Origin of the sequence: Paenibacillus agaridevorans, assembly GCF_003112455.1 — a bacterium.
In the GTDB taxonomy this organism is placed as follows: Bacteria; Bacillota; Bacilli; order Paenibacillales; family Paenibacillaceae; genus Pristimantibacillus; species Pristimantibacillus agaridevorans.
In genome coordinates this window covers 136,671-146,881 of sequence record NZ_BDQX01000430.1, presented here as the reverse complement: position 1 = coordinate 146,881, position 10,211 = coordinate 136,671, and the positions used below count along the sequence as shown (strand labels likewise).

Genomic DNA, 10,211 nt, shown 5'->3' with positions numbered 1-10,211 from the left:
CGGCCCTGCCTCGCTAATCGGACAATCCGACAGGCTGCGAGTCAGTCAATTACGGCAGGAGAGGATGGACCTCATGAAAAAAAGATACGCGATTTGCGGAGTAAGCGGCAGAGCGCTCGGCATGTTCGCCAAGCCGATTCTGACCTTGTTCTCGGGAACATGCGAGCTGGTCGGACTGCTCGATCCGGATCCCGCCCGCTTCGAATTGTTCCGCGAGCGATTTCCGGAGCAAGCCGATATCGCTACGTACGGCGAAGCGGAATTCGAACGGATGGTCGCCGAGACGAAACCGGATGTCATCATTACCGCGGGCAGAGATGATACGCATGCCCGCTATATCATCGCGGCGCTTCGGCATGACCTGGATGTCATTACGGAGAAACCGATGGTGACGACCGGCAAGGACAGCCGCGGCGTGCTGGACGCCGAACGCGCCAGCAAAGGCAAGGTAACGGTGACCTTTAATTATCGTTATGCCCCGATTCATACCAAGATCAAGGAGATGGTGATGGAGGGCAAGCTGGGGCGCATTACATCCATCGATTTGAACTGGTATTTGGACACCTATCACGGCTCCAGCTATTTCAAGCGTTGGAACAGGGAACGCGAGCTGTCCGGCGGGCTTTCCATCCATAAGTGCACCCATCACTTCGATCTCGTCAATTGGTGGATCGACCAGAAGCCGCTAGAGGTGTTCGCGTACGGAGCTTTGAATTATTACGGCTCAGAAGGGGAAGGCAATCCCAGCCGGATCGATGGACGCCACTGCATGACCTGCGACGAGAGAGAAGCATGCGACTATTATTCGCGGTGGAACGCCAGAAGCAAGCATATACGCGTACCGGATGATCACTTGGACTCGCTGGATGCGGGGAAGCAGGCTTCGTTTCCTTACTCCGGTTATCGGCCGGATCGCTGCATATTCGACTCGGATATCGAGATTGAGGATACGTATGCGGCTGCAGTGAAATACGACCGCGGCGCGCTGCTTAGTTATTCGGTCAATTTCTCGCTCCCTTACGAGGGTTATCGTCTGGCGATCAACGGAACGAAAGGGCGAATAGAGACGCTGGAGTACCATATGCCGGGACGGACGCCGTTTCCGACGCCCGTGCAGACGATCGATTATTTCCCGTTGTTCGGCTCCAAGGAGACGATACACGTCGTGCATCGCGAAGGCGGTCATGGAGGGGGAGATCCGCTGCTGCTAGAGGATCTGTTCATGGGCGAGAGCGCTCGGAGACCTTACCGGATCTTGTCCGGGGCGGAGGATGGCGCTTATTCGGTAGCGACGGGCGAGGCGGTATGGCGCTCGGTCAAGGAGCATCGCAAGGTCGAGATCGCGGAAGTATTGGGATATAAGCAGGCAGTCGGCGCGGGCCATTCGGAAGGAGGGAGTCGATGAGGAGCAGCTATTCGGGCGCTTACTTCGACCATCATGAGAGCATGGCGGCGGTTGCGGGATTCCACGACGTGCCGCATGTGCTGGAGACGATTGCGCAGCGGTACGTGGGCCAGCATCCTGCGCATGGCCCCGTGTACAGAGTGACAAGAGAAAGCGCGATACGCAAGCTGCCCAATCATCTGTACGACATGTCGGCAAGCAGCCTGTTCTCCGGCATGCGGCAAGGGCAATTTGTTTACGCATGACGTTCTGCCGAAGGAGCACATCGATTATGCGCCGATTCTGACGTTCTACCGCGAGCTCGCCGAAGGGTATAGCCGGCTGCAAGGGGAGCATGGCCTGTGGCATCAAGTGCTGACCGACCCCGAGTCGTACGAGGAGGCGTCGTGCACCTCGATGTTCATGTACGGCTTTGCCCTTGGCGTGCGGCATGGATGGCTGGAGCAGCCGGAGACTTATGCGGCGGCGGCGAGGGCTGGCTGGCGAGGGTTGTGCGAGAGGGCGATCGACAAGCAAGGCAACTTGTACGGCGTTTGCAAGGGGTCCAGCTGGTCCTATCGGCATGCTTATTACAAACACGAGCTTGGCTGGAATTTGAACGATACGCATGGCATCGGCATTGTCCTGCTGGCCGGCATCGAGACTTACCGCATGATGCAGGAGCTGCAATCCGGCCCTGCCCGCGGAGATGTCCGAGCTTAGAGCTACGTATGTGTCTGGCGGAACGGATCGCGTTATAATGAAAGGATATTCGGCATAAGGTGGGAAGTTCCGTGTTGAAATCCATCAAAAAGCGGCTCATGTTCAATTGGGCGCATACGCAAATCAGGCTGGTGCTGATCTTGACAGTATCCGTGTGCCTCATCATCCTGGCAGTCGGCCTCACGTCCTTCTATACTTCGAAGTCGGTGCTGCAGGAGGAGTTGGGAGAGCTTCAACAGCAAATGCTGCGGCTTAATATGGATGTCATAGACGAGGCGATCAGAGAAACCGACCAGGTCGCCATACAGGTGGCGCTCAGCGACCATATCTATTGGTTTCTGACCAGCGACAATCAGAATTCGTATCGGGATATTTCGCAATCCTATCAATTTTTGACCACGTTAATCAATAATTCGGCGTATATCAAAAGCATTTACGTCTACGACATCGAGAAGGACAGCTTTCTATCGATTCCGCAAGGTTTTGCTTCCAACAGCGCGACCTTTCTGGATTCGGCATGGACGGAGGTCTCCTCCGAGTTCGGCGACAAATCGATGCTGGTCAAGAAGCGGGAGCTGCCCCGGGGCGCTTCGGCCAACGGATCGGACATTACGTTGTTCCGCCAGGTTAAGATTCATGGCAAGGTCCAGGGGATCGTGGCGATCAACCTCATGGACGAGGCTTTGTTCGCGAAGCTCAATCCTCCGGTCATGAACGACTTGAACCGAATGCGGTATATCGTCGACGAGGAGGATCAAATCTTGTATTCGGTCGCAAACCATGAATTCGACGAGGAAGCGGTAGAATTGGCGATCGCGGAGATGCAGGTGGACGGGAAGGGAGATATGTCGTACCAGAACCGTCAGCTGCTCGTTAACCAGATGGAGTCCAAGGTCGCAGGCTGGCGCTTCATCTCGATCGTCGAACAAGACAGCTTGCTTGCCCAGTCGAAGCGCATCGCGCAGGTCGTATTCCTCGTATCGATTGCCGCGCTTGCGCTCGGCAGTGCCGTCATCTATTACATCAATACCCAAGCCTTGCGGCCGGTGCGCAGGCTGGGGCAGCTGTTCGGCGCCATCGACGGCAAGACCGGGGAAAACGGCGGCGGGATCGATCTGGAGAAGATCGCCGGAGAGCTGCTCGGCAAGCATGCGCATTTGTCGCATTTGGTAAGGGATACGTTGTCCGAGGCTTCCTCCAAGCTGATGCTCGACCTCTATAACGGCCATGTGAGCGGCAAACGCGACATGGAGGAAAAGTGGCAACGATATTTCTCCGAATGGACGTCGGCACCGATGACGGCGGCGATGTTGTCCATCGACCGTTACGGGGAGTGGTCGCGGGCTTTGTCGGGAAGCGATCATTCGCTGCTGAAATTCGCCATGGCCAATATCGCGACCGAGCTGCTCGGGACGCAGTGGCGCATTGCCTGCGCCGACTTCGGCAAAGACAAGATGGCCATTCTGTTGCAGCCTCGATCCGAAGGACAGGAAGTCGAGCGCAAGCTGCTGGAGGTCGCCGAACAAATACCCCGATATTTGAAATTTTCCGTATCGGCCGGCGTCAGCCATCCGTTCGCCGACGTGACGCGGGTCAAGCAAGCGCTGCTGGAGGCGGACAACGCGCTGATGTATCGCTTATACCGGGGATATGGGCAAGTGATCTCTTTCCATGAGGTGTCGCAGCATGAAGTAGACGAGACGCAGGGGGAAGGCTTGACGATCGAGCGGGTCATTCAGGCGATCGAGGCCGGCAACGAGCAGGAAGCTCTGGAATCGATTACGGCAATGATGGAGCGGATTCGCGGCCGCAACGGGTATCCTTCGGAAGCGCTGACCGGACTGCAGGCCGCCGCCGCGCGGATCGACGAGCTTGCGACGGCGGAGGAACAAGGGAGCGAAGCTCTCCACGAGAGGTTCGGCACGCTTCATCTTGCCGATATTGAGCGGGAGTTCGCCGAACGAGTCAAGCCGGTGGCCGAACGTTACGGCCGATTAGCCGAAAGCAAGGATTACGTCACCTGTCATCGCATGATCGAATACATGAAGCAGCATCTGGGCGAGCCGATCGGCATACCGGAAATTTCGGAGTCCGTGGGCATCAGCAGCAGCTTGGCCAGTCAGGTGTTTAAACAGGAGACGGGCGAGACGATCTACAACTATCTAACCAACCTGCGAATGGAGCGCGCGGCGGAGCTGCTCGCAAGAACGGACGACCGTCTGTCCGATATCGCGCAGATGGTTGGCTACCAGCACGAGAACAGCTTCATCCGCACGTTCCGCAAGTGCAAAGAGATAACGCCTGGCAAGTACCGGGATATGATGAGAACCCGGATGGATGCCACTTCGAAGGAATAACGTCGGTCTTGGCATCCTCCGAGGGCAACGCTGAGGAGGGACAAGCGGTGAACAGACAACAGATCGTAATGCGGCATCAACCCGAATTGACCAAGTGGGACCCGTTATCCCCGTTTGCGGTGGGGAATGGCGAATTCGCGTTCAGCGCCGACGTGACGGGACTGCAGAGCTTCCCCGAGCAATACGAGGTGCCGCTGGGCACGCAATCGAACTGGGGCTGGCATTTCACGCATGGACGCGAGAAGTTTACGGGGGCGGATGCGGCTCTCCAAACCTTCGACACGCACGGGCGGGAGGTCGGCTACCCGATGAAGCCGGGAGATCGCCCGGAGGCGTACCATTGGCTTAGGCAAAATCCGCATCGGCTGCAGCTGGGGCGACTCTCCTTCAGGCTGTACAAGGAAGACGGGCAGGAGGCCGAAGCGGGGGACATAACGGATATTCATCAAACGATGAATCTATGGACAGGTATTCTCTCGAGCGAATTCGCGCTGCAAGGAGAGAAGGTTCTAGTCGAGACGGCTTGCCATGCCGCCATGGACACGATTGGCGTACGCGTGCGGTCGAACTTGATTGCGCAGGGCAGGCTTCAGGTGTTCGTGCGGTTCCCTGCTCCGGACATGACGCATACCTCCTGGGATAAGACGGTATTCCCGGACTTCGGCCATGATGACAGGCATCGCACGGAGCTGCTGGAATCGACGGCGGATGGGGCGTTGATAAGCAGGAGCATGGATGAGGATGGTTATCGAGTGGCCTGGTCCTGGTCGGCCGGCAAGCTGCAACAGACCGGTGTCCACGAATGGACGCTGCAGCCGGAGAAGACGGCGGGAGAATTAACGTTTGCGGTAGGGTTCGCGCCCGAGCATGCCCAAACGGCCGATTACGGTTCCATCATCGAGTCCAGCGAGCGGCAATGGGCGTCGTTCTGGCAGAACGGCGCCGCGATCGACTTCGCCGGAAGCGCGGATCCGCGCGCGCACGAGCTGGAACGGCGAGTCGTCTTGTCCCAGTTCTTGTGCGCCATGCACAGCGGCGGGTCTATTCCCCCGCAGGAGACCGGGCTGATGTATAACAGCTGGTTCGGCAAAGCCCATCTGGAGATGCACTGGTGGCATGCGTCGCACTTCCCGCTGTGGGGCCGAGAGCGGCTGCTGCTTAACAGCATGGATTGGTACACGGACATTCTGCCGATTGCCGAAGAGCTGGCAAGATCTCAAGGCTATGAGGGCGCGCGTTGGCCCAAGATGGTCGGTTTCGACGGCAAGCCGTGCCCGTCCCCGGTCGCGCCCGGCTTGATCTGGCAGCAGCCGCATCCCATCGCGCTGGCGGAGATGCTGTATCTCGCCGACCCGACGCCGGATACGCTGGCGCGGTTCCGCTCCGTCGTGTTCGAAACGGCGACATTCATGACGTCGTTCGCCCATTGGAACGAGGAGACGAAGGCGTATGACTTAGGACCGCCGCTCATCCCGGCGCAGGAATGCCACAGTCTGCAGGACAGCAAGAATCCGCCGTATGAAGTGGAGTATTGGAAATACGGGCTGGAGACGGCCGTCCGCTGGGCGGAGCGGCTTAATGAAACGCCGGATCCTTCGTGGGCGAAGGTAGCCGGCGCGATGGCGCCATTGCCGGAGAAGGACGGCCTGTATTTGGCTCATGAGAATTGCCCGGACACCTTCGAGGCGAAAAATCATGATCACCCTTCGATGCTTGGCGCGATGGGGCTTCTTCCCGGCACGCTGGTCGACCGGGAGACGATGCTTGGCACGCTGCTGAAGGTCAAGGAGTGCTGGCAATGGGATACGGCCTGGGGCTGGGACTTCCCGATGTGCGCCATGACGGCCGCTCGCCTGGGCGAGCCTGAACTGGCGGTCGACTTCTTGCTGCTGGACGCGACCAAAAATACGTATTTGACGAACGGGCACAATTATCAACGTCCAGGCTTATCCGCCTACTTGCCGGGCAATGGCGGGCTGTTGACGGCTGTCGCGATGATGGCGGCAGGCTGGCAAGGGGAACACGGGAAAGGGAAACGCGCGGAAGCGCTGCCGGAGAACCCGGGGTTTCCGCAGGACGGAAGCTGGTCCGTGAAGTGGGAGGGGCTTAAGCCCTGGCTATAAAGAGTGGCGTGTCATTCAGAACGGGAGGAGATCGGTCGATGACAGGGAGCGAAACAACCGGCAAAGGAAAACGGTGGCCTTCGGAGCGCAAGACGTCCGTGGATCGTCTGACGGGGCTTGAAGTGACGCAGCTGACGGATTATAAGGCGCATAGCCATCATTTATATTTTACGGAGAATGGCTGGTATGATCGGGAACGACGATTGCTCTTCGTATCCGACAGGGGGAATAGCACGAATCTGTACAGCATGGACGTAGAGAGCGGCGAGATCACGCAGTTGACCGATTATGAGAAGAATAACGCGCTGGATGCTTGTCTGCTGCCTGACGGAAGCGCCGCGTTCGTGAAGCTGGGGAGCAGGCTGATCCGCCTTGATCTGTCCACTCTGGAGGAACGGGTGGTGTACGAGGCGCCGGCAGGCTACCATCTGGGCAACGCGAGCTCGACCTCGGACAGCCGGCATGTGCTGACTTGCGTGCAGGAGGATTTGTCGCATCGGATTCGTCTTGATCTCGGCAATGGATACGTAGGCCACCGGGAGCTGATGGAAGCGGCGCCTCACAGCATGATCGTACGAATCGATGCCGACAGCGGCAAGGCCGAGAAGGTTTACGAGGCGAACAAGTTTATTACGCATATTAATGCTTCGACTACGGAGCCATGGCTCATGACGTTTTGTCATGAAGGGCCGTGGCATCTGGTGGACCACCGGATTTGGGGGCTGGATCTGCGGACTGGCGAAGCTTGGCGAATTCGAGAGAGACTGGAAACAGGCGAGAAAGTAGGGCATGAATTTTTTTATCCCGACGGGACAACGATCGGCTATCATGGCTTTCGCGCCGACGGAACCAACTTCTTCGGCAGCATTCGTTATGACAATACCGGGATGGAGGAAACCGAGTTCGGCTTCGACACTTGGCACGGGTATGCCGACGGGCTGGGGCAGGCCGTCGTGGACGGCAAAGGCGCGGTCAAGAGCCTCAGTCTGTGGCGTAAGCAGAATGGCAAGTACGAGGGCCCCCGCATGCTCTGCGAGCTCCGGTGCAGCTTCCACTCGCAGAAGGTGCATGCCCATCCGCGCTTCGACGAGCGGGGGAAGAGATTGTTGTTCACAAGCGACAAGAACGGTTACGCCAATCTGTATTTAATCGATATTCCGGAACGTTTCGAGGAGCTTCCTATATTCCGGCCATAGAGACGAGGAGGATGTGAAGATGAAGGCTGCGACGCGGATTCATAGCGGGACGAACATGTCCGGCAAGATCGCCGAGACGATTCTTGCGCTCGCCGACGAGCATGGTTATCACCCGCAAATCGCGAACAAATGGGGATATGTGTCCGGCATGGCGCTGCTTGCGATCAGCCGGGCGGGCGACTGGACGGGCAAGGACAGCTATCAGCCGTTCGTCAAGCGCCAGATGGACGCGTTCATTCGGGACGATGGCGCGATCGGCGGTTTCTTCCGGTTGGAGGATTACAACCTGGATCATATCAACAAAGGCAAAAACGTGCTGCGCTTGTGGCGGGAGACCGGCGAAGAGAAATACCAGAAGGCAGCCAGCCTGTTGATTACGCAGTTGATCGGTCAGCCGCGGACGGAAGAAGGCGGCTACTGGCATAAAAAAATATATCCGTTCCAAATGTGGCTGGACGGCTTGTACATGTCATCGCCTTATATGGCGGAATACGCGGCGACGTTCCAGGAGAACGAATGGTTCGACGAAGCGGCGAAGCAATTGCTGCTCGTCGAGAAGCGGACGCGCAACCCGCTGAACGGGCTGCTGCATCATGCTTGGGACGAGAGCCGCGAGCAGCGGTGGTGCGACGGAACGACGGGACGTTCGCGCTACGTATGGGGAAGAGCGATGGGCTGGTACGCCATGGCGCTCGTGGATTCGCTGGAGCACTTCCCGGCCGATCATCCGAAGCGAGGCCAATTGATGGGCATCTTCGAACGCATGTGCAATGCGGTGCTTCGGGTGCAGGATCAGCAAAGCGGCGTCTGGTATCAGCTCATGGACTGCAATGGCCGCGAAGGCAACTATCTGGAGGCGTCCGGCTCTTGTATGCTGACGTATGCGATGGCTAAGGGGATCAGGCTTGGCTACCTTGCGGAGATCGATCGCGGGGCGGTGGAGCGCGCTTATGAGGGCATATTGGACCGGTTCGTCACGGAGGACGAGAAGGGCGTGCATCTGCATGGCATCTGCCACGGCGCCGGGCTTGGCGGCCGCAAGTACCGCGACGGCTCCTACGAATATTACATGAGCGAAGCGATCGTCAGCGATGCGCTTATGGGGGTAGCGCCGTTCTTGCTCGCCAGTATCGAAATCGAGAGGCTGCGAGAGGAAGCGGGCGAGCTTGAGTAGAGGGGATCTCGGCGAGTCCTATTATGCGGGTGCCGATCATGAGGATGCCAATTATGTTGACGGCGGTCCTTGTGGCGGCCGGGCAAGCGATCATCCAACCCGTAATCCTGAGGACGTGTTGATCCTGCGCTATCCAGCCTCCTGGTGGCGCAACATGTGGCGAGAGGCGCTGCCGTCCGGCAACGGCGTTATCGGGGCATCCGTATTCGGCGGCGTGAAGGAAGAAACCGTATTGCTGAACCATGCCAAGTTATGGCACTGGGGGCAGAAGGACGAACTGCCGGATGTCAGTCACGTCTTGTCCCGGACGAGAGCGATGATGGATGCGGGGCGGTATAACGAGGCGAGCTGGCTGCTCGCGAACGCCCTGAAGGAGAGCGGGTACGGAACGAAGCTGGCGTCGCGCTTCCCCCTTGCGGCCATTCGTCTCGACATGCCTTGCGGCAGCGCCTTCCGCTCCTATCGGCGTACGCTGGCTATGGATAGCGGGGAAGTCCATGTCGGATGGACGGATGGGTCGATCCGCTACCAACGCCGCTTGTTCGTTTCGCGCGCCGACAATGCCGTCGTTTACGAGATTGGATCGGACGGACAATCGTCGGTTTCCGGCGAGATCGGCCTTGTCTTGCATCCCAGCGACCGCTGGGCGGATACGCCGGAATTCAAGGAGCTGGAGAAGTCCGTGGAGACGGGGGCGTCCGCTTGGGAGGCTGCCTCTCTTGCAGGGGATAATGAGGGCAAACATGAGTCGGACTGGCCTTGCGGCTTGGAAGGCCGCGAGGCGACTGAAGGCGACGCTGGGTTCGCGTGGTTCGCCGCAACCAATGACGACGGGCTTGACTACGGCGCGGTGATGTTCATCAAGTCCCAGGGAGGTATCGTACGGGCAAGAAACGGCATGTTTATTATCGAAGGCGCCTCGAGCATTCTGGCTGTAGTGCGCGTATTTGTCAAAGGCGAACGGGGACGCGACTGGGACAGACTCCGGAGAGAGCTGTCCGACCTTATGTCCGATGTTACCTATGAGCAACTGCTGGAACGTCATACCGCGCTGCATCGGCCTTTGTACCGCTCCGCCGCTCTGGAGCTTGGGGACGAGGGGCGGGCGGATTCTCTTAGCGGGCGTCGGATACAAGAGGATATGTCTAATGAAAGACTGCTCCTTGATGCGTACGAAGGAGAAGCCCCGTTATCCCTTGTTCGCCGAATGTGGGCATATGGCCGTTATCTGTTCATTAGCGGAACGGACGCTTC

The 10,211-nt window shown here is 58.4% G+C and carries 8 protein-coding genes; all 8 read left to right on the top strand.

Going from position 1 to position 10,211, the window contains the following annotated elements; all coding sequences use genetic code 11:
• Nucleotides 1–73 precede the first annotated feature (73 nt).
• Nucleotides 74–1,405 carry a Gfo/Idh/MocA family protein gene (locus PAT3040_RS32810; RefSeq protein WP_108995977.1) on the top strand — a complete coding sequence of 444 codons (1,332 nt, stop codon included), beginning with the start codon at nt 74–76 and terminating at the stop codon, nt 1,403–1,405.
• A complete protein-coding gene (locus tag PAT3040_RS32805; RefSeq protein ID WP_108995976.1) occupies nt 1,402–1,650 on the top strand; it encodes an RNA-binding protein in 249 nt (82 codons plus the stop codon). The genes PAT3040_RS32810 and PAT3040_RS32805 overlap by 4 nt, the downstream gene beginning before the upstream one ends.
• Entirely contained in the window at nt 1,637–2,107 is a 471-nt protein-coding gene (locus PAT3040_RS32800) for a glycoside hydrolase family 88 protein (RefSeq protein WP_258235283.1), read from the top strand. Before PAT3040_RS32805 ends, PAT3040_RS32800 begins: the two co-directional genes overlap by 14 nt.
• Before the next feature lie 71 nt (nt 2,108–2,178).
• Nucleotides 2,179–4,464, top strand: coding sequence for a helix-turn-helix domain-containing protein (locus tag PAT3040_RS32795; RefSeq protein WP_108995974.1), 2,286 nt, complete (start codon nt 2,179–2,181; stop codon nt 4,462–4,464).
• A 68-nt stretch (nt 4,465–4,532) separates the two neighbouring features.
• Nucleotides 4,533–6,587, top strand: coding sequence for a glycoside hydrolase family 65 (locus PAT3040_RS32790; RefSeq protein WP_181377003.1), 2,055 nt, complete (start codon nt 4,533–4,535; stop codon nt 6,585–6,587).
• Nucleotides 6,588–6,625: 38 nt separating this feature from the next.
• Nucleotides 6,626–7,783, top strand: coding sequence for an oligogalacturonate lyase family protein (locus PAT3040_RS32785; protein WP_108995972.1), 1,158 nt, complete (start codon nt 6,626–6,628; stop codon nt 7,781–7,783).
• Nucleotides 7,784–7,802: 19 nt separating this feature from the next.
• Complete coding sequence (locus tag PAT3040_RS32780) at nt 7,803–8,957, top strand: glycoside hydrolase family 88/105 protein (RefSeq protein WP_181376987.1); 1,155 nt, start codon at nt 7,803–7,805, stop codon at nt 8,955–8,957.
• On the top strand, nt 8,950–10,211 hold a 1,262-nt coding region (locus PAT3040_RS39340), incomplete at its 3' end, for a glycoside hydrolase N-terminal domain-containing protein (RefSeq protein WP_307719189.1). The genes PAT3040_RS32780 and PAT3040_RS39340, both read left to right, overlap by 8 nt.

What these genes read in the sequence shown, in the direction of transcription:
- PAT3040_RS32810 (WP_108995977.1), top strand. Translation starts at nt 74, where the DNA reads ATGAAAAAAAGATACGCGATTTGCGGAGTAAGCGGCAGAGCGCTCGGC.
- PAT3040_RS32805 (WP_108995976.1), top strand. Translation starts at nt 1,402, where the DNA reads ATGAGGAGCAGCTATTCGGGCGCTTACTTCGACCATCATGAGAGCATG.
- PAT3040_RS32790 (WP_181377003.1), top strand. Translation starts at nt 4,533, where the DNA reads ATGCGGCATCAACCCGAATTGACCAAGTGGGACCCGTTATCCCCGTTT.
- PAT3040_RS32785 (WP_108995972.1), top strand. Translation starts at nt 6,626, where the DNA reads ATGACAGGGAGCGAAACAACCGGCAAAGGAAAACGGTGGCCTTCGGAG.
- PAT3040_RS32780 (WP_181376987.1), top strand. Translation starts at nt 7,803, where the DNA reads ATGAAGGCTGCGACGCGGATTCATAGCGGGACGAACATGTCCGGCAAG.